The sequence below is a fragment of the Cupriavidus nantongensis genome, from assembly GCF_001598055.1.
Lineage (GTDB): Bacteria > Pseudomonadota > Gammaproteobacteria > Burkholderiales > Burkholderiaceae > Cupriavidus > Cupriavidus nantongensis.
Genome location: NZ_CP014845.1, coordinates 883,234 through 907,094, shown reverse-complemented (window position 1 = coordinate 907,094; position 23,861 = coordinate 883,234). Strand labels below are relative to the sequence as shown.

The window sequence follows — 23,861 nt, the reverse complement described above, 5'->3', positions numbered from 1 at the left end:
AGGCCTGTCCGCGCCTTCGCCTGGCCTGACCGCCGCTGTCTCCTTCGCCTGCCATGACCGCTTCCGCTCCCGCCTTCCTGCCGTTTGTGCGGCCCGAGATCGACGCCGCCGCCATTGCCGAGGTCGGCAAGGTGCTGGCCTCGGGCTGGATCACCTCCGGACCGAAGATGCAGGCCTTCGAGGCCGCGCTGTCCGACCTGTTCGGCGGGCGCCCGGTGCGCACCTTCGCCAACGGTTCGGCAACCATGGAAATCGCGTTGCGCATCGCCGATATCGGCCCCGGCGATGAAGTCATCACCACGCCCATCACCTGGGTCGCCACCGCCAACGTGGTGGTGGCCGTGGGCGCGAAGCCGGTGTTCGTCGACATCGACCCGCGCACGCGCAACCTGGACCTCGACGCGGTCGAGGCCGCCATCACGCCGCGCACGCGCGCGATCATGCCGGTCTACCTGTCCGGCCTGCCGGTCGACATGGAACGCCTGTACGCGATTGCCGCCAGGCACGGGCTGCGCGTGATCGAAGACGCGGCCCAGGCGATCGATTCGCGCTGGCGCGGTCAGCGCATCGGCGCCTTCGGCGACCTGGTCAGCTTCAGCTTCCAGGCCAACAAGAACATCACCACCATCGAAGGCGGCTGCCTGGTGATGAACACGCCCGAGGAAGCCGTGCGCGCCGAGCGCCTGCGGCTGCAGGGCGTGATCCGCACCGGCCTGGACGGCATGGATGTCGAAGAGCCGGGCGGCAAGTTCAACCTGACCGATGTCAACGCCGCGGTCGGCCTGGCCCAGCTGGAGCGGCTCGACGCCATCACCGCGCGCCGCGCCGAACTGGCCGACACCTATTTCCGCTGCGCCGCCGACAGCGGCCTGCAGGCCCTCGGCATCGAGCTGCCGCAGGCACTGGACCCGCACGCGGCCACCACCAACTGGCACATGTTCCAGGTGGTGCTGCCGACCAAGCGCATGCAGGGCGGGCCGGCGCAGGCGCGGCAGAAGCTCATGGAAGCCATGCGCGAGCGCGGCATCGGCACCGGCGTGCACTACCCGCCGGTCCATCTTTTCACTTACTACCGCTCACTCGGCTGGCGCGAAGGCATGCTGCCGCACGCCGAGCGCATCGGGCGCGGCATCGTCACGCTGCCGCTGTTCCCGGCGATGCAAGCCTCGGACGTGGAGCGGGTCTGCGCAATCCTCAGCGAAACATGCAAACGTCTTTCCCAATGAGCCCGGTCCAGGTCTCGGTCGTCATTCCGGTCTACAACGAAGAAGACGGGCTGCAAGCCCTGTTCGATCGCCTCTATCCGGCGCTGGATGGCCTCGGCGAAAGCTACGAGGTCATCTTCATCAACGACGGCAGCGTCGACCGCTCGGCGCAGCTGCTGGCGGCGCAGTTCCACAAGCGCCCGGACGTGACCCGGGTGGTGCTGTTCAACGGCAACTTCGGCCAGCACATGGCGATCCTGGCAGGCTTCGAGCACACCCGCGGCAAGATCGTGATCACGCTCGACGCCGACCTGCAGAACCCGCCCGAGGAAATCCCGCGCCTGGTCGAGACCATGCGTGCCGGCCACGACTACGTCGGCACCATCCGCCGCCAGCGCAACGACACCGCGTTCCGCCGCTATGCCTCGCGCGCGATGAACCGGCTGCGCGAGCGCATCACCAGGATCCGCATGACCGACCAGGGCTGCATGCTGCGCGCCTATGACCGCACCGTGATCGACACCATCAACGCGTGCCGCGAGGTCAATACCTTCATCCCGGCGCTGGCGTACACCTTTGCCTCGAACCCGGTCGAGATCGAAGTCGGTCACGAGCAGCGCCACGCGGGCGAATCGAAGTACTCGCTGTACCAGCTGATCCGCCTGAATTTCGACCTCGTCACCGGCTTCTCGATCGTGCCGCTGCAGTGGTTCTCGGCCATCGGCACCTTGCTGTCGCTGCTGTCGGGGGTGCTGTTCGTGGTGCTGCTGGTGCGGCGCTTCGTTCTTGGCTCCGAAGTGCAGGGGGTATTCACGCTGTTCGCCATGAACTTCTTCCTGATCGGCATCCTGCTGTTCGGCGTGGGCCTGCTGGGCGAATACGTCGGCCGCATCTACCAGGAAGTGCGCGACCGCCCGCGCTACCGCATCAAGGCCATCCTCGAGGCCGATCCGGCCCGCACCGTGGAGCCGTGATGCGCGCCGTCGTCTTTGCCTATCACAATGTCGGCGAGCGCTGCCTGCGCGTGCTGCATGCGCGCGGCGTGGAGGTGGCGCTGGTGATCACCCACCGCGACCGGCCCGACGAGAACATCTGGTTCCGCCGCGTGGCCGACACCGCCGCCGAGCTGGGCGTGCCGTTCCTCTATGGCGAGGACCCGGCCGATCCCGCCATCGCACAGGCGGTGCGCGATGCGCGCCCGGATGTCATCTTCTCGTTCTACTATCGCGCCATGATCCCCGCCGGCGTGCTGGCGCTGGCACCGGGCGGCGCGTTCAACATGCACGGCTCGCTGCTGCCGAAGTACCGCGGCCGCGTGCCGGTCAACTGGGCGGTGCTGCACGGCGAGACCGAGACCGGCGCCACGCTGCACGTGATGGAAGCCAAACCGGACGCGGGCGATATCGTCGACCAGACCGCCGTGCCGATCCTGCCCGACGATACCGCCGGCGAAGTGTTCGACAAGGTCACCGTTGCGGCCGAGCAGACGCTGTGGCGCGCGCTGCCCGCGATGATGGCGGGACAGACCCCGCGCCGCCCGAACCGGCTGACCGAAGGCAGCTATTACTCGGGGCGCAAGCCCGAGGACGGCCACATCGACTGGAGCCGCCCCGCCGCCGAGGTCTACAACCTGATCCGCGCGGTCGCGCCGCCCTACCCCGGCGCGTTCACCGAAGTCGGCGGGCAGCGCTTCATCGTGGCGCAGGCGCGCCGGCCGCTGCCGGGCGCGGTGCCGCCGATGCCCGCCGGCACGCCTGCCGGCCTGCAGGTGCGTGACGGCCAGGTCGTCGGCGTGTGCGGCGACGGCGGCCTGGTCATCGTCACGCGGCTATTGGCTGCGGACGGCGCGGCCGTCACGCCGCAGGCGCTGGCCCGGCATCTCCATACCGAACAGTCCAACGAGGGAAACCGATGAAAAAGGTCCTGATTCTCGGCGTCAACGGCTTCATCGGCCACCACCTGACGCGTCGCATCCTGGAAACCACGCCGTGGGAGGTCTACGGCATGGACATGAACACGGACCGCCTGGGCGACCTGGTCGACCACCCGCGCATGCATTTCTTCGAGGGCGACATCACCATCAATCGCGAGTGGATCGAGTACAACATCCGCAAGTGCGACGTGGTGCTGCCGCTGGTCGCCATCGCCACCCCCGCCACCTACGTGCGCCAGCCGCTGCGCGTGTTCGAGCTGGACTTCGAGGCCAACCTGCCGATCGTGCGCGCGGCGGTCAAGTACCGCAAGCACCTGGTGTTCCCGTCAACGTCCGAGGTCTACGGCATGTGCGGCGACGAGGAATTCGACCCCGAAGCCTCGCCGCTGGTCTACGGCCCGATCAACAAGCCGCGCTGGATCTACGCCTGCTCCAAGCAGCTGATGGACCGCGTGATCCACGCCTATGGCATGGAGCAGGGCCTGAACTACACGCTGTTCCGCCCGTTCAACTGGATCGGCGCGGGGCTGGACTCGATCTTCGAATCGAAGGAAGGCTCGTCGCGCGTGGTGACGCAGTTCCTGGGCCATATCGTGCGCGGCGAACCGATCAGGCTGGTCGACGGCGGCGCGCAGCAACGCGCCTTCGCCGACATCGCCGACGGCATCAGCGCGTTGATGCGCATCATCGAGAATCCCGGCGGCGTGGCCAGCGGCAAGATCTACAACATCGGCAACCCGGACAATATCCACTCGGTGCGCGAACTCGCCGAGATGATGCTGAAGATGGCCGCCGACTACCCCGAATACGCGCAGCAGGCGCAGCACACGCGGATCGTCGAGACCTCGTCGGGCGACTTCTATGGCAAGGGCTACCAGGACGTGCAGCACCGCGTGCCGAAGATCGACAACACCATCGAGGAACTGGGCTGGCGCCCCGAGATCGGCATGGAAGCGGCGCTGCGGCGGATCTTCGAGGCGTACCGGGGCAAGGTGGTCGAGGCCCGCACGCTGGTCGATTCCGGCAACTGAGCGCGCACCCACATGGCACGGATCGCCCTGAAGGTCGACGTCGACACGCTGCGCGGCACGCGCGAAGGCGTGCCCCGGCTGCTGTCGCTGCTGGCGGCTGCGCAGGCGCAGGCCACCTTCCTGTTCAGCCTGGGCCCCGACCATACCGGCTGGGCGCTGCGGCGCGTGTTCCGGCCCGGCTTCCTGCGCAAGGTGTCGCGCACCTCGGTGGTATCGAACTACGGCCTGCGCACGCTGATGTACGGCGTGCTGCTGCCCGGCCCGGACATCGGCCGCAAGGGCGCCGCCGAGATGCGCGCGGCGCGCGCCGCCGGGCATGAGTGCGGCATCCACACCTGGGACCATGTCTACTGGCAGGACAACGTGCGCGAGCGCGATGCCGCCTGGACCCGCGACCAGATGCAGCGCGCCTTCGCGCGCTTTCGCGAAATCTTCGGCGAGCCCCCGGCCACGCACGGCGCCGCCGGCTGGCAGATGAACGAGGCCGCGTTCCGCCAGATCGATATCTGGGACATGGCCTACGCCTCCGACGGCCGCGGCACCGCGCCCTATATCCCCACCATCGCCGGCGTGCCCTGCCGCCATGTGCAGATGCCGACCACGCTGCCGACGCTGGACGAGCTGATCGGCACCGACGGCCTGACCGAGGACAACGTGCACACGGCGCTGCTGAAGCTGACCGAGGGCACGCGCGACCATGTGTTCACGCTGCATGCCGAGCTCGAAGGCGGCAAGCTCGCGCCCGTGTTCGAACGGCTGCTGGCGGGCTGGCGCGCGCAGGGGCACGAGCTGGTGTCGATGGGCACGTGGTATCGCGGGCTGGATTGCGCGACGCTGCCGCGGCTGCCGGTGACGTGGGGGGAGATTCCGGGGCGCAGCGGGGAGTTGATCGTGCAGCCCAACGTGGCATTGCGCTGAATCGCAGCCCACGCCGTATGAACGGGGCTCCCCTCTCCCGCGCGCGGGAGAGGGGTGGGGGAGAGGGCAGGAACGTCCACGAAGTGCAAGCCTTGTCGTGCTTGCCGTGCGCCGGCCCTCTCCCCCGGCCCCTCTCCCGCAGGCGGGAGAGGGGAGCAAACCGCGAGCGTGATACACCTCCTTGCAGTGCTCACCCCCCGCGCCGCGCCCCCACCCGCAGCCCGTTGAACACCACCAGCAAGCTCGCCCCCATATCGGCGAACACCGCCATCCACATCGTCCCCATCCCCAGCACCGTCAGCACCAGGAACACGGCCTTGATGCCCAGCGCCAGCGCGATGTTCTGCCTGAGGATGCTCGCGGTGCGGCGCGACAGCCGGACGAAGGCCGGGATCTTGCGCAGGTCGTCGTCCATCAGCGCCACGTCGGCGGTTTCGATAGCGGTGTCGGTGCCGGCGGCGCCCATGGCGAAGCCGACGTCGGCACGCGCCAGCGCCGGGGCGTCGTTGATGCCGTCGCCGACCATGCCGATGCGGCCGCCGCGGGCATGCGCGGCGTCGGCCAGCGCGGCGATGGCATCGGCCTTGTCCTGCGGCAGCTGGTTGCCGCGCGCTTCGTCGATGCCGACCTGCGCCGCGATCGCCTGCGCGGTGTGCGGGTTATCGCCGGACAGCATCAGCGTCTTGACCCCCAGCGCATGCAGCTCGGCAATCGCCTGGCGGCTGGTGTCGCGCACGGTGTCGGCCACCGCGAACAGCGCCAGCGCGGTGGCCGCGCCCCGGCCGTCGAGCCGCGCCAGCAGCACCACGGTCTTGCCCTCGCGCTCCAGCGCCTCCAGCCGCGCTTCCAGCGCCGGCGAGCATGCGCCCATCTCATGCACCAGCCGGTGGTTGCCGAGCCGGTATTCGACGCCCTGCACCGTGCCGCGCGTGCCGCGCCCGGCCAGCGCCTCGAACGCCTCCACCGGCAGCGTGGCGATGCCGTCGGCCTGCGCCGCCGTGGCCACCGCGCGCGAGACCGGATGGTCGGAGCGCGCCGCCAGGCTGGCGGCAATGGCGCGCGCCTGCGGGACATCGTCGGCCAGCAGCGCGTGGTCGGTCTGCGCCGGCTTGCCGTGCGTGATGGTGCCGGTCTTGTCCAGCGCCACCCAGGCCAGCTCGCGGCCCTGCTCCAGGTAGACCCCGCCCTTGACCAGGATGCCGCGCCGCGCGGCCGCGGCCAGCCCGCTGACGATCGTGACGGGCGTCGAGATCACCAGCGCGCACGGGCACGCGATCACCAGCAGCACCAGCGCCTTGTAGATCCAGTCGACCCAGCCGCCGCCCGCCAGCAGCGGCGGCACCACCGCCACCGCCAGCGCAATCGCGAACACCGTGGGCGTGTAGATGCGCGCGAACTGGTCGACAAAGCGCTGCGTGGGTGCGCGGCTGCCCTGCGCGGCCTCCACCGCGTGGATGATGCGCGCCAGCGTCGAGTCGCTGGCGGGCGCGGTCACGGTGTATTCCAGTTCGCCGGACTGGTTGATCGAGCCCGCGTAGAGCGCATCGCCCTCGGCCTTGTCGACCGGCACGCTTTCGCCTGTGATGGGTGCCTGGTCCAGCGCCGACTGGCCGCGCACGACCTTGCCGTCGAGCGCCACGCGCTCGCCCGGGCGCAGCCGCACCAGCGTGCCGACGGCCACGCCGGCGGCCGGCACGGTGTCCCAGTTGCCATCGGCGCGGCGCACCGTGGCCAGCTCCGGCGCCATCGCCATCAGGCCGCGAATGGCATTGCGGGCGCGGTCCAGCGACGCCGCCTCGATGCGCTCGGCCAGCGCGAACAGCACCATGACCATCGCCGCTTCCGGCCACTGGCGCAGCAGCAGCGCGCCGGTCACGGCAATGCTCATCAGCGCGTTGATGTTCAGGTTGCCGTTGCGCAGCGCAATCCAGCCCTTGCGGTAGGTGGTCAGCCCGCCCAGCGCCACCGCGGCCAGCGCCAGCACCGCCGGCAGCCACGGCAAACCCAGGCCCAGCCATTCTGTCGCCTCGGCCCCCAGCGCGGCGACTCCGGCCAGCGCCAGCGGCCACCACGGCTTGCGCGCGGCGGTTTCGGGCAGCACTTGCTGCGCGGCCTCGGCGCTGAGCGGCACCGGCCGCATGCCCAGGCTTTCGATCGCGCGGGCCACCGGCTCTGCCGACGGCAGTGTGTGGTGTACCGTCAGCACGCGCTGGATCAGGTTGAATTCCAGCGCGGCGATGCCGGCCATGCCGCCCAGCTTGTTGCGGATCAGCGTTTCCTCGGTGGGGCAATCCATGGCGTCGATGCGCCAGGCGGCGGTGCTGGCGCCTGCCGGGACCTCGACCCGAGCCGGCGGCGCCAGCGCGACGGTGGACGCACACCCGCCGCCGCAACACGCGGCAGGCGCCGGTTCAGGGGCATGGGCGTGGTGGTCGTGGTCGTGATCGTGGTCGTGGACGTGATCGTGGTGATCATGCTCATGCGCATGGCAGGCGCCATGCTGCCGATCGTGCTTGACGGCGTGATCGTGTGGAAGAGCGTCTTCAGGTGACGTGCGAGCCATGTCTTGTTGTTCGCGCTGGTTTGACCTGATGACATTGAAGACCCTGTAGCGGCTACAGAGTCAAGCGGCATGGCCGCCGTGATGCCGCCATGCCGCGGCGGGCCGCTAGTGCTCGCAGTTGACCATCCACGACATGCCGAAGCGGTCCACCAGCATGCCGAAGCCTTCGGCCCAGAAGGTCTTCTGGTACGGCACCACCACCTGCCCGCCTTCGCTCAGGCCCTCGAAGATGCGCTGGCCCTGGTCGCGGCTGACCCCGCCCACCGACAGGCTGAAGCCGCTGAACGCCGGGCGCTCGCCGGGACGGCCGTCGGAGGCCATCACCTGGTTCTCGCCAATCTGCAGATTGGCATGCATCACCTTGTCCTTCCAGTCATCGGGCACCGCCATGCCCTGGTCCTGCGGCGCTTCCTTGTAGCGCATTGCAAACGTGACCTGCGCACCCAGCACCTTGCCGTAAAACGCAACCGCCTCGTCGAAGCGGCCGCCGAAATCCAGATAGGGTTGCACCTGCATGTTGCTCTCCTGGTTGTCCATCGCTGCATCACAGGGAACTGCCGGCCGCGCCGCAGCGGATACGGCCGGCACGCGCGCCATTATCCGCGCGCGCGGGGCCGGTGCAAGCGCGGGCTCAGGAGACGATGACGGGGGCGGAAGGCGCCGGCATCGGCACCGGCTCGGCCGGGAACTGCAGCGTGAACACGGTCAGGCCGTCGACGCTGCGCACCGTCACGCTGCCGCCGTGCAGCCGCATGATGGTGTCGACGATGGCCAGCCCCAGCCCGGTCGATGCGGCCGAGTTGCGCCGTGACGGATCGGCGCGATAGAAGCGGCCGAAGATATGCGGCAGCGTCTCCGGCGGAATCGCCGGGCCCGGGTTGCTGACGCGGATGCTGGTGCCCGTAGCGCCGCCGGTGCCGGTGCCCGCGGCCATTGGTGCGCGTGCAACATCGACCCGCACCGTGCTGCCCGCCGGTGCGTGCCGCAGCGCGTTATCCAGCAGGTTGGTCACCGCGCGCCGCAACAGCGTCTGGTCGGCCTGCACCGGCGCCGAGCCGGAAACCGTCAGCATGACCTCGCGGTCCGCCGCCACGGCTTCGAAGTACTCGGCCATCTTGTCGAGCTCTTCGCGAGCGTCCAGCGTGCGCACGTCCAGCGCCACCTGCGCATGGTCGGCGCGCGCCAGGAACAGCATGTTCTCGATCATGCGGGCCAGGCGCTCGTATTCCTCAAGGTTGGACTCGAGCAGCGCCTCGTACTCGGCGCTCTTGCGGCTCTGCGCCAGCGTCACCTGGGTCTGGCCGATCAGGTTGCTGATCGGCGTGCGGAAGTCATGGGCAAGGTCGGCCGAAAACTCGGACAGCCGCGAAAAGCTGTCCTGCAGCCGCGCCAGCATGTCGTTGAGCGCGGCCGCCAGCTCGCGCAGCTCGGCCGGCGCGCTGCCCACGTCGAGCCGCGTGGCGAGGCGGCTGGTGGTGACCGCGGCGGCGTCGGCGGCCATGCGCCGCAGCGGCCGCAGCGCGCGCCGCGCCAGCGCAAAGCCCAGCCCGGCGGCCACCGCGGCGCCGCACAGCGTGGCCCACAGCAGCTGGTGGCGATACTCGCGGATCAGCGCCACGCGATAGCCGGCATCGCGCAGCACCACGATCTCGACGGCCTTGTCGGAGTCGCCCAGCTGGCCCAGCGCGGCAATGCCGCGCGAGGGCACGCCGTTCTTCGGGCGCCAGGTCTGCAGCATGCCCTTCTCGGGCTGCGTGGTGGCCGGCAGCACGCGCAGCGGCGGCAGGATCTCGTTGCGCGGGTTCAGCGTCACCAGCGGCTCGCCCTGGCGCGTGCGCACCACCAGGATCAGGCCCTCGTGGCCCATCGCGATATCGGCAAAGCGGTGAGTATCGGCGCGGATCTCGGCTTCGCTGCGCACCTCGCGCAGCAGGTGGCGCACCAGCAGCACCTCGCCCACCAGCTCGCTTTCATCGCGGCCCTCAAGCTGGGCCGACAGCGCGCTCGACAGGTAGGCCGCCACGCTCGCCAGGATCGCCGCGGTGGCGAGCCCGTAAGCCAGCGCCAGCCGCGTGGTAAGCGAAGACGGCAGCCGCATCATGCGTCCTGCACCCGCTCATCGCCATCGTCCAGCACATAGCCCATGCCGCGGCGCGTATGGATCAGCTTGCGCGGGAACGGGTCGTCGACCTTGGCGCGCAGCCGCCGGATCGACACGTCGACCACATTGGTATTGCTGTCGAAATTGACATCCCACACCTGCGAGGCGATCAGCGAGCGCGACAGCACCTCGCCGCGCCGGCGCGCCAGCAGGTACAGCAGTGCGAACTCCTTCGAGGTCAGGTCGATCTTCTGGCCGGCGCGCACCACGCGGCGGCGGATGGCGTCGATCTGCAGGTCGGCCACTTCGATGAATTCGCTCTCGCGCAGCGGGCCGCGGCGCAGGATGGTGCGGATGCGCAGCACCAGCTCGGCAAAGGCAAAGGGCTTGACCATGTAGTCGTCGGCGCCGAGCTCGAGGCCCTTGAGTCGGTCCGACAGCTCGTCGCGCGCGGTCAGGAACAGCACCGGCGTGTCGCGCTCGCGGCGCAGTTCGCGCAGCACCTCCCAGCCGTCCAGGCCGGGCAGCATCACGTCCAGCACGATCAGGTCATAGGGATGCTCGCGCGCGTGGGCCAGGCCGTCCGCGCCGTCGCGCGCCAGGTCCACCACGAAGCCGGATTCGGTCAGCCCCTTGAGCAGGTAGTCGCCTGCCTTGGGTTCGTCCTCGACAATCAGGATACGCATGATTCAATCACTTTCGGGCGGCCCAGTGCCGCCATGGCGTAACGCTAGCCGAGGATGGCGGCAAATGGGTAAAGATTGCAGAAATGTCATCGCCATGCCAACGCATTGCCACGGTGGCCGGGCAAATCCCCGGTAGAATGCGCGCTCACCTCCCGTGCGCGCGACTGTACCGCGCGCATCGCCTCCCATTCTGCCGGTTTCCCTGCGATGAAACGCCTGCCTGACTCCTTGTTGCTGTCTCTTGCCCTGCTTGCGCTGCCCGCTGCGGCCGTCGCAGCGGCGGACACCCGGATCTGCGGCACGGTGCAGGCGGCCGGCCTGTCGCTGCCGGACCGGCACGTCGCGGCCAAGCTGGCGGCGGAAGCGTCGCTGGATGGCGCCACCGACGCAGGCTGCGGCGGCAGCGCCGTGCGCGTGATGGCCGAACCGGCCGGCGCCGGCGCGCCGTTGCAGCTGGGCGAGACGGAAGCTCCGCAGGACACCGCCGCGGGCACCGCCCCGCAGCCTGCGGCGGCTGCCGACGTGCTGGGCGAGCTGCCGCCCGAGGTCTTCGTGCACCGCTCTCATGTGGCGCCCATGGCCACGCCGGCGGCATTCACCGGCATCCTGCCGATGCTGCCGGTGCTGCGGCTGCTACCCCCGCACTGCTGAGCGCGACGCTGCGCAGGCATTCAAAGCGGATTTGACCGCGGCTTAATCAACGCGGGCTTAATCGACGCGAACTCAATCGACGCGGGCTTAATCGACGCGGAAAAACTCGATCGACTGCCCGGCGTTGACCGCCCGCTGCAGCCAGTCAGGATATTCGCCCTGCCCGTCCCAGCTCTGGCCCAGGGCATTGCGGTACAGCGGGCGCGCGCCCGCGGGCTTCGGCGCCACGGCGGCGGGCGCCGACGGCGCGGGCTCTTCGGCACCTGCCGACGCCGTTGCAACGTTGTCGAAGCACCCGGCCTCGACGAGGTCGTCGAGGGTCAGGGCATGACGGTCCATTTGCTCGCGGATCCACGCCACCGCAGCGAGTTTGGCTGAATCAGACTCGGACATGACTCTTGTGAGAGGCCCGCTGCATTTCCGCGGGCAATGAAAAACCGGCGATGAACCACTGGCCGGTCGGACAGCCATGATTCTACAGCCTTTGCCCGGCGGCAGCTTCTCCGGCGTGCTGGCGGTGCCGGCTAATGCCCGCGGGATGACGGCATTGTCATGTGGCGGTCATGCTCGTGTGGGTAGCCGCCACATAGACTTGCCATACCGCCGCCCATTCCGGGCCGGCAATCTTACGGAGAAGCGATCCATGCATGCACTCAGGCAAGTCTTTGTCGCCACCGCCCTTATTGCCGGCGTTGCCGGCGCCGCGCAAGCCGCGCCACGCAGCGTCGATCCGTTCAGCGATGGCGCGCACGGCATCACCAGCACGCGCAGCCCGTTCACCGACGGCGCCAACAGCGCCACCGGCACCCGCAGCAGCTTTACCGACGGCGCGCACACCGCGACCGGTGCGCGCAATCCGTTCGCCGACGGTGCCCACAACCCCAACGGCCCGCGCGACAGCTTCAGCGACGGCGCCTGATGGCCAATGACGGCCACTGACGGCCACTGACGGTTCCTTGAAGCGCCACGCGGCGCGCCCGCTTCAGCGCACCTCGCCGTAGATCCGGCGCGCATCGGCTGCGTCCGCGATCGGCCGGCCCAGCGTCAGCCCGCCCTGCACCGCCTGCGCCACCAGCGCGTGGTTGCCGGGCGCAAGGCTGCCGTCGCGCAACAGCAGGTTGTTCTCGAAGCCCACCCGCACATGGCCGCCGAACGCGGCGGCCGCGGTCACGCACGCGTTCTCCTCGCGCCCGAACGCGCAGATCGCCCACGGCAGCGCATCGCCGCCCTCGGCCGCGGCCTGCAGGAACGGCAACAGGTCGTGCGGCGACGACACCTGCCCCGCCGCATAGCGTCCCAGCACATACAGCACCGACCACGCGCCCGGCGGCACCATGCCGCGCGCGCGCATCTGCTGCCAGCGCCGTACGTCCGCCGCGTCATACAGGATCACCTGCGTCATCACGCGTTCGCGCGCCAGCCAGGCGAAGAACGCGGCAAGTTCGCTGTCCGCGATCTCAGGCACCGCGACTTCGCGCAGGCCGACCGAGACCGCTTCGGGGCGCAGCGCGCGCACCATCGCCATCTGCTCGGCGGCCTGGTACACGCCGGCGGCCTCGCTGGTCACCTGCACCAGCAGCGCGTCGCCGACCGCCTGCCTGACCGCCGCCAGCGCGTCGCGGTAGGTCTGCACATCGAGCGAATGGCGGCCGTCGGCATCGCGCACGTGCATATGCATCATGGCGGCGCCGGCGTCGAGGCAGGCGCGCGCCTCCGCCGCCAGCGCCGCCGCGGTCAGCGGCACCGCGGGATGGTCGCTGGCGCGTTTGTAGGCACCGTTGGGCGCCACGGTGACGATCAGCGGCGAATCGGCCAGCGCGGCGCGCTGCGCAGGCAGCGTGGCCGCCTTGGTGGAAGTGTCGGTCATGGCTGGATCTCGGGCAGTTCGGGGGCGATCAGCGCCAGGCCGGCGCGCAGCAACTGGTCATAGCGCGCGCGCTCGGCAGCAATGGTTTCAGGCGTCCACGCGTAGAAGCCTTCGCCGCGCTTCATGCCGTGGCGGCCGTCGGCGGCGCGCTCGGACAGGCAGCGCGCGGGATGGTCGTCGTTGCAGAAGGTCGGGTACATGGTGGCGCCGGCGGCTGCATGCACGTCGATGCCGGCATGGTCGCGCTGCAGCACCGGTCCCGCCGCCAAAAAGCGGAAGCCGAAGCCAAAGCGCACCGCCGCGTCGACGTCCTCGGGCGAGGCAATGCCGCGGTCGATCAGGCTGAAGGCCTCGCGCGACAGCGCATGCTGCAGCCGGTTGGCAAGGAAGCCAGGCAGGTCCTTGCGCACCTTCACCGGCACCATGCCGCAGCGGCGCATGAACGCGGCCAGCGCGTCGGCGTGGCGCTCGTCGCTGGCCTCGGCCATCACCACCTCGACCAGCGGCACCAGGTGCGCCGGCATGAAGAAGTGCAGGCCGAGCATGCGTTGGCGCGTGTCCAGGCCGGCGCCGATCGCGCTGATCGGGAAGCTCGAGCTGTTGCTGGCCAGCAGCGTATGCGGGCGCGCACGCGCCACCAGCCCGGCAAACAGCGCCTGCTTCAGTGCCAGGTCCTCGGGAATGCATTCGATCACCAGGTCGACCGATGACCAGTCCACCGCGTCGAGCGTCGCCGCCACCGCGAGGCGTTCCGCGCCCGCTTCGCGGCCGATCGCGGCAAGGTTGGCGCGCACGCGCGCGGGCAGCGCGCCGGCACGCCCGGCATCGGGTTCGACGATGGTGGTGCGGCACAGCGCGCGGGTCAGCACCACTGCGACATCGGCGCCCATGGTGCCGCCGCCCACCACCACGGCATGGGCCGCGCCGGGGCGGCCGAGGGTCGGCGGCGTGGTCGCGGGACTGGGATCGGGCATGGATTCTCCTGGCATCCCGCCAGTGTAGAGAAGCCGCTTTGATTGAAGAAGTCGATTCTCTGGATAAAATGATCACCAAACCAGATCAATCGACCTGAGGGTCCGGCCACCGGATGCCGCCGGACCGACGCTCCCATGAACATCAACCTGTCGATGCGCGACATCGAAACCACGCTGGTGCTGGGCCGCACCCTGAACTTCCGCCAGGCCGCCAGCCAGCTGCACCTGTCGCAATCCGCCCTGTCCACGCAGATCCTGCGCATCGAGGAAGCGCTGGGCGTGCGCCTGTTCGACCGCACCACCCGCACCGTGCGCCTGACCGCGGCAGGCCAGGTCTTCATGCAGCAGGCCGCGCTGCTGCAGGCGGCGTTCCGCGGCGCGATCGACGCCGTGACCGGCATAGCCAGCGCCGAGCGCGGCCAGGTGGCGGTGGCCGCGCTGCCGTCGCTGGCCGCGCGCGTGCTGCCGCGCGTGCTGATGGCCTACCACCAGGCCCGCCCGGAGGTCGCGCTGAAGGTGTTCGACACTCTGTCCGGGCCGGCCTTCGACCTGGTGCGCGCCGGCGATGTGGATTTCGCGCTGACCGCCGCCAACCCGCAGCAGGCGGACCTGCAGTACGAGCCGCTGCTGTCGGACCGCTTCGTGCTGCTGATCCCGTCGGCGCACCCGCTGGCGCGCAGCCCCGGCCCGCTGCGCTGGGCCGATACCGCCGCCGCGCCGCATGTGTCGATGACCCACCCCAGCAGCGTGCGCCAGTACGCGGAATGGGCCTTCCTGCAGAACCGCATCCGCTTCCAGCCAGTGTTCGAGGCCGAACGCCTGGCCACCATCGCGGCCATGGTCGAATGCGGCTTCGGCGTGGCCGCGCTGCCCGAGATCGCCGCCGGCACGGTGCGCCAGCCCGGCATTGTCGAGCGGCTGCTGACCGCGCCGGTGACCGAGCGTTCGATCGGCCTGGTGACCGCGCGCAACCGCAGCCTGTCGCCGGCGGCGGCGGAACTGGCGGCGGCCGTGCGCGCGCGGCTGGCGAGCCCGCCGCTGCAGGATGCGGCGCCAGCAGCGGCGGCAGCGGCCCCGGAGGCCGGCGCATGAGCATCATCGTCGATATCCTGATCCTGGCCGGCGTGCTGCTGGCCATCGTCGCGGTGGTGCAGGTGGCGGCGGCACGGCTGGTGCTGCCGGAATCGACGCTGCTGTCGGCCATCGGCATCGCCATCGGCGCGGGCTATGTGGCGATCGACGCCGCCCACCCCGACTTTGCCCACCACTTCCTGCATCCGCTGATCGACCCGGCGCTGCCGCCCGAGGCCTACCTATGGATCTTCCTGCCGCCGCTGCTGTTCCACGCCGCGCTCACCGCCGACGTGCGCGGCATGCTGCCCGACGCGGCCCCGATCCTGCTGCTTGCGGTGGTGGCCGTGGTGGTCGCCACCGGTGTCATCGGCGTGGCCACCGCGGCGGCCAGCGGCATGCCGCTGGCGGTGTGCCTGCTGCTGGGCGCGGTGGTCGCCACCACCGACCCGGCCGCGGTGATCGCGATCTTCCGCGACGTGGGGGCGCCGGCGCGGCTGATCCGGCTGGTGGAGGGCGAAAGCCTGCTCAACGACGCCGCCGCCATCGCCATCGTCGGCGTGCTGGTGGCGATGCTGACCGGGCATGGCGCGCAGGCGACGCTGGCGGCGGGCCTGCGCGAACTGGCCTGGGCCTTTGCCGGCGGGGTGCTGTGCGGCGCGCTGGCCGGGCGGCTGGTGTCCGACCTGCTGCCGCGGCTGGCCGGGCTGGCCATGGCGGAAAGCGCGCTGACGCTGGCGCTGCCCTACCCGCTCTACCTGCTGGCCGAGCAACTGCTGGGCGTGTCGGGCGTGGTCGCGGTGGTGTGCGCCGGCCTGATGGTCAGCGCGCTGGGGCCGACGCGGCTGGCGCCGCCCAACTGGCGCCACCTGCGCATGATGTGGGAGCAGTTCGCCGGGATCGCCGGCGCCGTGGTGTTCCTGCTGGCCGCGGTGCGCGTGCCGTCGCTGCTGACGGGCGTGAGCGCGCATCATGGCTGGCTGCTGCTGGCGCTGGTGCTCGCGGCGCTGGCGGCGCGGCTGCTGACGCTGTTCGGGCTGCTGCCGCTGCTGTCGTGGCTGCGGCTGAGCGCGCCCATCGACGGCGCCTTCAAGCTGGCCATCGCCTGGGGCGGGCTGCGCGGCGCGGTGACGCTGGTGCTGGCGCTGGGCATCGCCGAGAACAGCGACCTGCCCTATGAAACGCGGCATTTCGTTGCGATCCTGGCGACCGGCTTCGTGCTGGTCAGCCTGCTGCTCAACGGCACCACGCTGCGCGCGCTGATCCACCGGCTCGGACTGGACCAGCTGTCGCCGCAGGAGCGCGCGCTGCAGTTGCAGGCGATCCGCCTCTCCACCGAGGAAGTCGAGGCCATGATGGCGCGCGTGGCCGATTCGTTCGACCTGCCCCCGGCGGTCGCGCGCGAGGCGGCGCAGAAGTACCGGCACGGCATCGAGCTGGGCTCGGCGGAATTCGACTTCGACACCGCCCTGTCCGAGCGCGACCGCCTCAGCATCGGCCTGGTCACGCTGGCCACGCGCGAGCGCGAGCTGATTCCGGAATACGGCGACGGCGTGATCTCGGTGGCCAACCTCGACGCGATGATGCGCAATACCGCGCAGATGATCGACGCGGCGCGCGAGCACGGCCGCATCGGCTACAACCGCGCCGCGCGGCATATCCTGGACTATCACCTGGGTTTCAAGGTGGCGCTGTTCCTGCATCGCCGGCTCGGCATCGACCGACCGCTGGCGCGCGCGCTGGCCGACCGCTTTGAACTGCTGATCTGCCGCCAGACCGTGCTGGACCGGCTGCGCCGCTACAACCGCTCGATGCTGACGCCGGTGTTCGGCGCGCGCATGGCGACCGTGCTCGACGGCGTGCTGGAAGACCGCTCGCGCGCCGCCGCCGAAGGCCTGGCCGACATGCGCGGCAAGTTCGGCGCCTATACCGTGGCGCTGGAGCGGCGCCTGCTGATGCTGTTCGCGCTGCGCAAGGGCCGGCTGTCGCTCGAAGCGATGCGCGAGGAGGCGGTGATTTCCAAGGAAGCGTTCAACCAGATCGCCCAGGTGATCCAGCAGGCGTGGAAGGCCAGCCTGGTGCGCCCGCCGCTGCGCGGCGTGACGGAACCCGCGGCCGGGCCGGGCGTGGCGCCGGGTCCGCAGCCGCAAGCAGGGGTAACCGCAGGGGTGTCAGGAAGGGTCTTTGGTGCGGGTACGCGAGACGGCCGCCATGATGCCGATGCCGAGCACGATCAGGCAGGCAATGCCGATATAGACCGGCGCCAGTCCGGCCGTCGACAGGCCCCAGGCAATGCCGCCCACCAGGACCAGCAGGCCGATGAGATATAGCGCGAATGACATGAGTCGGCTCCTTCGGGGGTGCAACCTGTGTTCAATGTAGGCAGCGTGCGCGGCGCAAGGGATAGGACAAGGGCGGATGCTGGCGTAGGCGGGTTCTGACCCGCTTGTGACGTGTCAGGGCCTTTGCCGCCGCACGGCGGCTGTCATGATCCATCCTCGGCGGCTCTGTATCTGTCCGGGGCGCCACCCGGCCCGTATACTCGGGGACCGGCGTCGGGGACCGGCGTCGGGGACCGGCGCCGCTGGACTTTCCCCGCCGCGCCTCACCGATTCCAAACATCCAACAAGCAACGGAGCAGCAGCATGCGTGTCGCATTCCTCGGACTGGGCGTGATGGGTTTCCATATGGCCGGCCACCTTGCCGCCAAGGGCCACGAGGTCACGGTCTATAACCGCACCGCGGCCAGGGCGCAGGCCTGGGTCGAGCGCTTCGGCGGCAAGGCCGCCGCCACCCCCGCGCAGGCGGTGCGCGACGCGCAGGTGGTCTGCTCCTGCGTCGGCAACGACGACGACCTGCGCGCGGTGCTGACCGGGCGCGACGGCGCCTTCTTCGGCGCCCCCAGCGGCTGCATCTTCGTCGACCACACCACCGCCAGCGCCAACGTCGCGCGCGAGCTGTACGCGGCGGCCGGCGAGCGCGGCCTGCACTTTGTCGATGGCCCGGTCTCGGGCGGCGAAGTCGGCGCGGAAAAAGGCATCCTGACCATCATGTGCGGCGGTGACGCCGACGCCTTTGCGCGCGCCGAGCCGGTCATCGCCGCCTACGCGCGCGCCGTCACCCGCATCGGTGAATCCGGCGCCGGCCAGCTGGCCAAGATGGTCAACCAGATCAGCATCGCCGGCCTGATCCAGGGCCTGTCCGAGGCCATCGCCTTCGGCGAGCGCGCGGGCCTGGACATGCGCCTGGTGCTGGATGTCATCAGCAAGGGCGCGGCCGGTTCCTGGCAGCTGGAAAACCGTGGCGCCACCATGATCGACAACCGGTTCGACTTCGGCTTCGCGGTGGACTGGATGCGCAAGGACCTGGGCCTGTGCCTGGACGAAGCCCGCCGCAACGGCGCAGGCCTGCCGGTAACGGCGCTGGTGGACCAGTTCTATGCCGACCTGCAGCAGATGGGCTGTGGCCGCGCCGACACTTCGTCGCTGATCAAGCGGCTGCGCCAGCACAGCGCCCAGGGCTAAGGCCACGGGCGCGCCACGCCTGCGTCGTCCGATTCCTACAGGGCAATCGGCGCTTCACGGAAGGGCCGCGCCGCGTCACACGCCTACAGTGGACGCATGAGGGCCCGGCCGCGGCGATGGCTTCCCGAGACGTCGTGCGGCGGGCCCAGCCACGAGGCAGGAGACCATCATGTGGAAACTCGCAGGCGCGCTTCTGGTAGGCGCAAGCATGGCGCTGGCCGGCTGTACGGCGGCGGGCGCGGTCGCCGGCGGTGTCGCCGGGCATGAACTGACCGACGGCAGTGCCGCCGGCACCATCGGCGGCGCCGTGGTGGGCGGTGTGATCGGCCACGAGCTTGGCGACTGACGGACCCGGCTGACGGACGACCAGGCCGCCGCGTGCGGCCTGGTTTGTTTTCGTGGTGGCCTACGCCGTGTGGCCGGACGGCCGGCGCAAGCGCCGCCACAGCAGCTGCGGCAGCCGCAGCACGAAGCCGGCCAGCAGCCGCAGGTGCATGCCGGTCAGCAGCAGGTTGTCGCGCAGATAGCGGAAGTGGGACACGCCGCCCTCGCGCGGGCCGAAGTAGCGCACCGGGGCGTCGAGGTTGACGGGACGCACGCCGCGCCAGCACAGCCGCACCGCTACCTCCGGATCGAAATCGAAGCGCCGCATCCAGCGGCTGTGCTGCATCACCGCACGCAGCGGCGCGATCGGGTAGACGCGAAAGCCGAACAGCGAATCGCCGATGCCGGCCCACAGCGTTTCCACATCGACCCAGAAATTGGACATGCGCCGCCAGTAGACCCGCTCGCGCGGCGCGCTGGCGTCGAAGCGCGGGCGGCCCAGCACCATCGCGCCGGGGTCGCGCTGCGACGCCGCCATGAATGCGGGGATCAGGTGGGCCGGATGCTGGCCGTCGGAATCCATCACCAGCACGTGGGTGTAGCCGGCGGCCGCGGCCCGTTCGATGCCGTGCAGCACCGCGGCACCCTTGCCCTGGTTGCTCGGCAGCACCAGCACCTGCAGCCCGGGGTCGACGGCCGCCTGCGCCTGCAGCCACTGGGTGCTGCCGTCGGTGCTGCCGTCGACCACCACCCACACCGGGGTCCAGGCCGCGCGCGCGCCGTGCAGCACCTCGTGCAGTCGCACGCCGGGGTTGTAGCTGGGGATCAGCACCAGGTGGGTCGCCGAAGGCGGGGCGCCGCCCTCCACCAGCGCCGGCGCGGGCGTGGCTTGCTGCGGCATGTCGTGGTCCTGTCCGGGCTGGAGGAAACGGTGGCTGGGCTAGCGCGTGCGGTGTTGCGCCAGATAGGCGGCCAGGCTGCCCAGGGAGGTGAAGATGGTCTTGTTGTCGGGATTGTCCGAGCGCAGTTCGACGCCGTACTTGCGCGATACCAGCAGGGCGATCTCGAGAATATCGATCGAATCCAGCCCGAAGCCTTCTCCGTAGAGCGGGGTGGCGGCGGTGATGTCCTCCAGCCGCAGTTCGGCGATGTCGAGTTCGTCGAGGATCAGGCGGGCAAGTTCGGTTTCGAGTTCGGTCATGTTGCTAGATGGCTGGAACGCCGCTGCGCCGCCCGTGCCGGGCGAGTCGATCCCTGGTGCGGGCGTCGGGCACCCGAATGCTATCAAACGGGGCAATGCCGGGCCAGTCGAGAGAAGTTTAGTAACAACATCAACGACCTATTGGGGAATCATGATCGCGTCCGGAGGGTCTTTTGGGGTATAAAGCGTTCGCTTCGCGTGCCGCCGGGCGCCCTTGCGGCGCTGCGCACGCCAGGCGCCTTACGCAACACATCCAGTTCCCACAGATGCCTTCGAGCCAGCCCGTTGACCGCTTCGTTGACCGCCCTACTCCGCCCGACGCCACGGCACTGCCCGCGCCGGACGCCGCCGGCCCGTCGTGGCGGCGCCATGCCTGGATCGGCGCGGTGGCGGGCTTCATGGCCTACGAATCGGCGCTGCATCGCGCCGCCCACCAGCCCGGCGCCGAGGTGGCCGCGCTTTGGCTCGGGGCAGCGCCGTTCCTGCTGATCGGCTTCGTCGCCTGCCGCCGGCTGGCCGGGGCCGTGCCCGCCCTGCTGGCGCTGCTGGCCGCGTGCGCGGCGCTGTGGCTGTGGCGCGCGGAACTGGCCGGCCATTTCGGCTGGACCTACTACCTGCAGCATGCAGGCGCCAATGCCGCGCTGGGCGCGATGTTCGCGCTCAGCCTGCGCCGCGGCCGCACCCCGCTGTGCACGCAGATCGCCACCGCCATCCACGGCCAGCTGTCCGCCGCGCATGCGCGCTACACCGTGCGCGTGACGCAGGCGTGGACGCTGTTCTTCGCGGCGATGGTGGGGGTGTCGACGCTGCTGTTCGTGCTCGCGCCGATGGCGGCCTGGTCCAGCTTTGCCAACCTGGCCACGCCGCTGCTGATCGCGCTGATGTTCGCGGGCGAGGCCCTCTACCGCCGCATCGCCTTTCCGGACATGCGCCAGCGCGGCCTGCTCGACGCGGTGCACGGTTATCGCGCGCTGATGGCGGCCCGTGCAGCCCGGCCCGGCTTGCCGCGCTGACGCGCCGCCATCCGGCCCCGGCCCACGCGCAACCGGCACAGGCTCCGCCCATGACCTCATTCCCCATCGTTGCCCACGCTACGCCCGACGACATCATCGCCTGGGTGCACGGGCGGCCCGTCACCGTGCGGCAGTTCCTGGCCGATGCGGCCCGCCTCGCAGCGGCCCTGCCCGCCGGTGGCCACGTCTTCAACGCCTGCACCGACCGCTACCGCTTTACCGTCGGCCTGTGCGCGGCGCTGCTGGCGGGCAAGCCCACGCTGCTGCCGCCGTCGCACACGCCCGAGACGGTGCGCCAGCTGCTGGCCTTCGCGCCCGACGCCTTCTGCCTGCATGACCAGCCCGACGCGGCCTTCGACATGCCAGCGCTGTACTACCACGATGGCCTGGCCGCCACCGCCGCCACCGCCACGAATGGCCCGGTCGAGATCCCGCAGATCCCGGCGGCGCAGGTCATGGCCTACGTGTTCACGTCCGGGTCGACCGGCACGCCGGTGCCGCATCGCAAGACCTGGGGCGCGATGGCCGGCAGCGCGCGCGCCGCGACGCAACGGCTCGGCCTGCTCGATGGCCGTGCGTGGACGCTGGCCGGAACGGTGCCGCCGCAGCATATGTTCGGCCTCGAAGCCACCGTGATGCTGGTGCTGCAGGGCCGCGCGGCGCTGGTGGCCGCGCCGGCGTTCTATCCGGCCGATGTCAGCGCGGCGCTGGCCGCGGTGCCGGCGCCGCGCGCGCTGGTCAGCTCGCCGGTGCATCTGCGCACGCTGGTGCAGTCCGGGGTCGCCATGCCCGCGGCCGACCTGGTGCTGTGCGCCACCGCGCCGCTGGGACGCCAGCTCGCCGCCGAGACCGAGGCGCTGTTCGCCGCACCCCTGTGCGAGATCTACGGCAGCACCGAGACCGGCCAGCTGGGCACCCGCCGCACCGCACAGGAAGACGTGTGGACGCTGGTGCCGGGCGTGCGGCTGCAAGCCCGCCCCAATGGCGCCGGCGATCCCGGCGCAGCCGGCGCTCCCGGCGCAGCCGGCGCTGATACCGAGACCTGGGCCGACGGCGGCCATATCGAGCAGCCGGTGCCGCTGGGCGACGCCATCGTCCCGCTGGACGCGCAGCGCTTCCTGCTGCATGGGCGCAAGGCCGACCTGCTCAATATCGCCGGCAAGCGGACTTCGCTGGGCTACCTGAACCACCAGCTCGCCGCGATTGACGGCGTGCGCGACGGCGCATTCTTCATGCCCGACGACGCGCATGAAGGCGATGCGCACGGGCATGTGGTGCGGCTGGTGGCCGTGGTGGTGGCGCCGGGCGTGGCGCCGGCGCGGTTGCAGCAGGCGCTGCGCGAACGGATCGACCCGGCCTTCATGCCGCGCCCGCTGTACTTTGCCGAGCGCCTGCCGCGCAATGCCGCGGGCAAGCTGCCGCGCGACGCGCTGGCCGCCCTGATTGCGACCCTGTCCGGCACGCAGGACCGCGCTGCCGCGCCGCCGCCATGCTTTGTGATCGACCCCGCCCACCCCGCCATGGCAGGCCACTTCCCGGGCCATCCGATCGTGCCGGGCGTGGTGCTGCTCGATCATGCCGTGCTGGCGCTCGGCGCCGCGCTGGGTCGCCCGCTTGCCGTCGCGCAGGCAAGCCTGCTGAAGTTCCTGAGCCCGGTGCGCCCGGGCGAGCGCGTGGAGGTGCTGCACCAGTCCGAGGCGGCCGCCGATGGCGACCAGACCATCCGCTTCACGCTGCGCAGCGCCGGGCGCGATGTCGCCAGCGGCACGCTGCAGGTACGCGGCGGCGCGGCGCTAGCGGAGTCACGTCCATGCTGAGCTGGCTGTGGCGGCGCCAGGCGCCGCTGGATACGGAATGGTCCAGCCGCAAAGAGCGCGGCAGCATCACGCTGCTGCGCGTGATGACGTGGATCTCGCTGGCGCTGGGCCGGCCCGCCGGGCGGGTGGTGCTGCGCGCGATAGCCGCCTACTTCATGCTGTTCGCGCCGGCGGCACGCCATGCCTCGCGCGCGTACCTGGACCGCGTGCTCGGACGCCAGGCCGGATGGAGCGACGGCTACCGGCATGTGTTCACCTTCGCCTCGACCATCCACGACCGCATCTACCTGCTCAACGGCCGCTTCGACCTGTTCGACATCCGCCTGCATGGCGAGCACCTGCTGGAAGCGGCGATGGCGCGCGGCCGCGGCGCCATCCTGCTGGGCGCGCACCTGGGCAGCTTCGAGGTGGTGCGCGCGCTGGGCCGGCGCCATCCGGACATGGAGGTTGCGATCACCATGTACGAAGAGAACGCGCACAAGCTCAACGACGTGCTGCAGTCGATCAACCCGGCGATGCGCCAGGACGTGATCGCGCTGGGCCGCTTCGACACCATGCTGCGCGTGCGCGACTACCTGGACCGCGGCTATATGATCGGCATGCTGGCCGACCGCACGCTGTCGCAGCGCGCCACCGACCCGGTACAGCAGTGCGATTTCCTCGGCGCGCCGACCGGCTTCCCCACCGGCCCGCTGCGCATGGCCGCCATGCTGCGCCGGCCGGTGTTCTTTATCACCGGCCTGTACCGCGGCGGCAACCGCTACGATGTCCATTTCGTGCCGCTGGCGGACTTCACCGAGACCGCGCGTGGCCAGCGTGAAACCGCGGTGCAGGCGGCGCTGGCGGACTACGTGCGGCTGCTGGAGCGGTTCAGCCGCAGCGCCCCGTACAACTGGTTCAACTTCTATGACTTCTGGCACGCCGGCCCGCCGCTGTCCGAGCAGCCGCCGCCGGGCAACGAGCCCTAACCCGTGAGCCGCCA

At 70.5% G+C, this 23,861-nt stretch carries 23 protein-coding genes; 14 read left to right on the top strand and 9 right to left on the bottom strand.

What is annotated here, in order from left to right; translation table 11 throughout:
• The first annotated feature begins 53 nt into the window (after window positions 1-53).
• From A2G96_RS25325 to A2G96_RS25305, 5 genes are read left to right on the top strand one after another with little or no spacing between them, the layout of a single operon-like run.
• Window positions 54-1,226 carry a DegT/DnrJ/EryC1/StrS family aminotransferase gene (locus A2G96_RS25325; protein ID WP_062802947.1) on the top strand — a complete coding sequence of 391 codons (1,173 nt, stop codon included), beginning with the start codon at window positions 54-56 and terminating at the stop codon, window positions 1,224-1,226.
• Window positions 1,223-2,179, top strand: a complete 957-nt coding sequence (locus tag A2G96_RS25320; RefSeq protein ID WP_417926441.1) for a glycosyltransferase — start codon at window positions 1,223-1,225, stop codon at window positions 2,177-2,179. Before A2G96_RS25325 ends, A2G96_RS25320 begins: the two co-directional genes overlap by 4 nt.
• Entirely contained in the window at window positions 2,179-3,120 is a 942-nt protein-coding gene (locus A2G96_RS25315; protein ID WP_062802945.1) for a formyltransferase, read from the top strand. The genes A2G96_RS25320 and A2G96_RS25315 overlap by 1 nt, the downstream gene beginning before the upstream one ends.
• The gene (locus tag A2G96_RS25310; RefSeq protein WP_062802944.1) at window positions 3,117-4,169 is read left to right on the top strand and encodes a bifunctional UDP-4-keto-pentose/UDP-xylose synthase; all 1,053 of its coding nucleotides are present in this window, start codon (window positions 3,117-3,119) and stop codon (window positions 4,167-4,169) included. The genes A2G96_RS25315 and A2G96_RS25310 overlap by 4 nt, the downstream gene beginning before the upstream one ends.
• A 12-nt stretch (window positions 4,170-4,181) precedes the next feature.
• Complete coding sequence (locus A2G96_RS25305) at window positions 4,182-5,087, top strand: polysaccharide deacetylase family protein (RefSeq protein WP_062802943.1); 906 nt, start codon at window positions 4,182-4,184, stop codon at window positions 5,085-5,087.
• Between the two features lie 190 nt (window positions 5,088-5,277).
• On the opposite strand, the gene A2G96_RS25300 is transcribed toward A2G96_RS25305, so the two are convergent.
• From A2G96_RS25300 to A2G96_RS25285, 4 genes are all read right to left on the bottom strand, one after another.
• A complete protein-coding gene (locus tag A2G96_RS25300; RefSeq protein WP_062802942.1) occupies window positions 5,278-7,650 on the bottom strand; it encodes a heavy metal translocating P-type ATPase in 2,373 nt (790 codons plus the stop codon).
• Between the two features lie 105 nt (window positions 7,651-7,755).
• A complete protein-coding gene (locus tag A2G96_RS25295; RefSeq protein WP_062804133.1) occupies window positions 7,756-8,166 on the bottom strand; it encodes a VOC family protein in 411 nt (136 codons plus the stop codon).
• 115 nt (window positions 8,167-8,281) lie between these two features.
• Complete coding sequence (locus A2G96_RS25290) at window positions 8,282-9,751, bottom strand: heavy metal sensor histidine kinase (protein ID WP_062802941.1); 1,470 nt, start codon at window positions 9,749-9,751, stop codon at window positions 8,282-8,284.
• Window positions 9,748-10,437: a heavy metal response regulator transcription factor gene (locus A2G96_RS25285; RefSeq protein ID WP_062802940.1), complete on the bottom strand. Its 690-nt coding sequence runs from the start codon at window positions 10,435-10,437 to the stop codon at window positions 9,748-9,750. The genes A2G96_RS25290 and A2G96_RS25285 overlap by 4 nt, the downstream gene beginning before the upstream one ends.
• Window positions 10,438-10,644: 207 nt before the next feature.
• On the opposite strand from A2G96_RS25285, the gene A2G96_RS25280 reads away from it, so the two are divergent.
• Window positions 10,645-11,088 carry a hypothetical protein gene (locus A2G96_RS25280; RefSeq protein WP_062802939.1) on the top strand — a complete coding sequence of 148 codons (444 nt, stop codon included), beginning with the start codon at window positions 10,645-10,647 and terminating at the stop codon, window positions 11,086-11,088.
• An 87-nt stretch (window positions 11,089-11,175) separates the two neighbouring features.
• On the opposite strand, the gene A2G96_RS25275 is transcribed toward A2G96_RS25280, so the two are convergent.
• Complete coding sequence (locus A2G96_RS25275; RefSeq protein ID WP_062802938.1) at window positions 11,176-11,481, bottom strand: H-NS family nucleoid-associated regulatory protein; 306 nt, start codon at window positions 11,479-11,481, stop codon at window positions 11,176-11,178.
• A 250-nt stretch (window positions 11,482-11,731) separates the two neighbouring features.
• Here A2G96_RS25275 and A2G96_RS25270 point away from each other — a divergent pair, with 250 nt between their 5' ends.
• On the top strand, window positions 11,732-12,007 hold the full coding sequence (locus A2G96_RS25270; protein WP_062802937.1) for a hypothetical protein: 276 nt from the start codon (window positions 11,732-11,734) through the stop codon (window positions 12,005-12,007).
• 63 nt (window positions 12,008-12,070) lie between these two features.
• Here A2G96_RS25270 and A2G96_RS25265 read toward each other — a convergent pair whose 3' ends face one another.
• Together A2G96_RS25265 and A2G96_RS25260 are read right to left on the bottom strand one after the other, a co-directional pair.
• Window positions 12,071-12,955, bottom strand: coding sequence for a beta-keto acid cleavage family enzyme (locus A2G96_RS25265; protein ID WP_062802936.1), 885 nt, complete (start codon window positions 12,953-12,955; stop codon window positions 12,071-12,073).
• Window positions 12,952-13,929: a 3-hydroxyacyl-CoA dehydrogenase family protein gene (locus A2G96_RS25260; protein ID WP_062802935.1), complete on the bottom strand. Its 978-nt coding sequence runs from the start codon at window positions 13,927-13,929 to the stop codon at window positions 12,952-12,954. Before A2G96_RS25260 ends, A2G96_RS25265 begins: the two co-directional genes overlap by 4 nt.
• 135 nt (window positions 13,930-14,064) lie before the next feature.
• On the opposite strand from A2G96_RS25260, the gene A2G96_RS25255 reads away from it, so the two are divergent.
• From A2G96_RS25255 to A2G96_RS25240, 4 genes are all read left to right on the top strand, one after another.
• Window positions 14,065-15,021 carry a LysR family transcriptional regulator gene (locus A2G96_RS25255; RefSeq protein WP_062802934.1) on the top strand — a complete coding sequence of 319 codons (957 nt, stop codon included), beginning with the start codon at window positions 14,065-14,067 and terminating at the stop codon, window positions 15,019-15,021.
• Window positions 15,018-17,330: a cation:proton antiporter gene (locus A2G96_RS25250; RefSeq protein ID WP_062802933.1), complete on the top strand. Its 2,313-nt coding sequence runs from the start codon at window positions 15,018-15,020 to the stop codon at window positions 17,328-17,330. The genes A2G96_RS25255 and A2G96_RS25250 overlap by 4 nt, the downstream gene beginning before the upstream one ends.
• Window positions 17,331-17,645: 315 nt before the next feature.
• Window positions 17,646-18,524: an NAD(P)-dependent oxidoreductase gene (locus A2G96_RS25245; protein WP_062802932.1), complete on the top strand. Its 879-nt coding sequence runs from the start codon at window positions 17,646-17,648 to the stop codon at window positions 18,522-18,524.
• 169 nt (window positions 18,525-18,693) lie between these two features.
• Entirely contained in the window at window positions 18,694-18,870 is a 177-nt protein-coding gene (locus A2G96_RS25240; protein WP_082819097.1) for a glycine zipper 2TM domain-containing protein, read from the top strand.
• 60 nt (window positions 18,871-18,930) lie between these two features.
• On the opposite strand, the gene A2G96_RS25235 is transcribed toward A2G96_RS25240, so the two are convergent.
• Together A2G96_RS25235 and A2G96_RS25230 are read right to left on the bottom strand one after the other, a co-directional pair.
• Window positions 18,931-19,749, bottom strand: a complete 819-nt coding sequence (locus tag A2G96_RS25235; RefSeq protein WP_062802930.1) for a glycosyltransferase family 2 protein — start codon at window positions 19,747-19,749, stop codon at window positions 18,931-18,933.
• A 39-nt stretch (window positions 19,750-19,788) separates the two neighbouring features.
• A complete protein-coding gene (locus tag A2G96_RS25230; protein WP_062802929.1) occupies window positions 19,789-20,049 on the bottom strand; it encodes a phosphopantetheine-binding protein in 261 nt (86 codons plus the stop codon).
• Between the two features lie 266 nt (window positions 20,050-20,315).
• Between A2G96_RS25230 and A2G96_RS25225 the strand changes: the two genes are divergently transcribed.
• Genes A2G96_RS25225 through A2G96_RS25215 form a run of 3 tightly spaced genes read left to right on the top strand, consistent with a single transcriptional unit; the run spans window position 20,316 to window position 23,847 of the window.
• Window positions 20,316-21,062 carry a COG4648 family protein gene (locus A2G96_RS25225; protein WP_062802928.1) on the top strand — a complete coding sequence of 249 codons (747 nt, stop codon included), beginning with the start codon at window positions 20,316-20,318 and terminating at the stop codon, window positions 21,060-21,062.
• A 50-nt stretch (window positions 21,063-21,112) separates the two neighbouring features.
• Window positions 21,113-22,879 carry an AMP-binding protein gene (locus A2G96_RS25220; protein ID WP_062802927.1) on the top strand — a complete coding sequence of 589 codons (1,767 nt, stop codon included), beginning with the start codon at window positions 21,113-21,115 and terminating at the stop codon, window positions 22,877-22,879.
• Window positions 22,873-23,847 (top strand): LpxL/LpxP family acyltransferase, encoded by a 975-nt coding sequence (locus A2G96_RS25215; protein WP_062802926.1) that lies wholly within the window; start codon window positions 22,873-22,875, stop codon window positions 23,845-23,847. Before A2G96_RS25220 ends, A2G96_RS25215 begins: the two co-directional genes overlap by 7 nt.
• The last annotated feature ends 14 nt before the right edge of the window (window positions 23,848-23,861 follow it).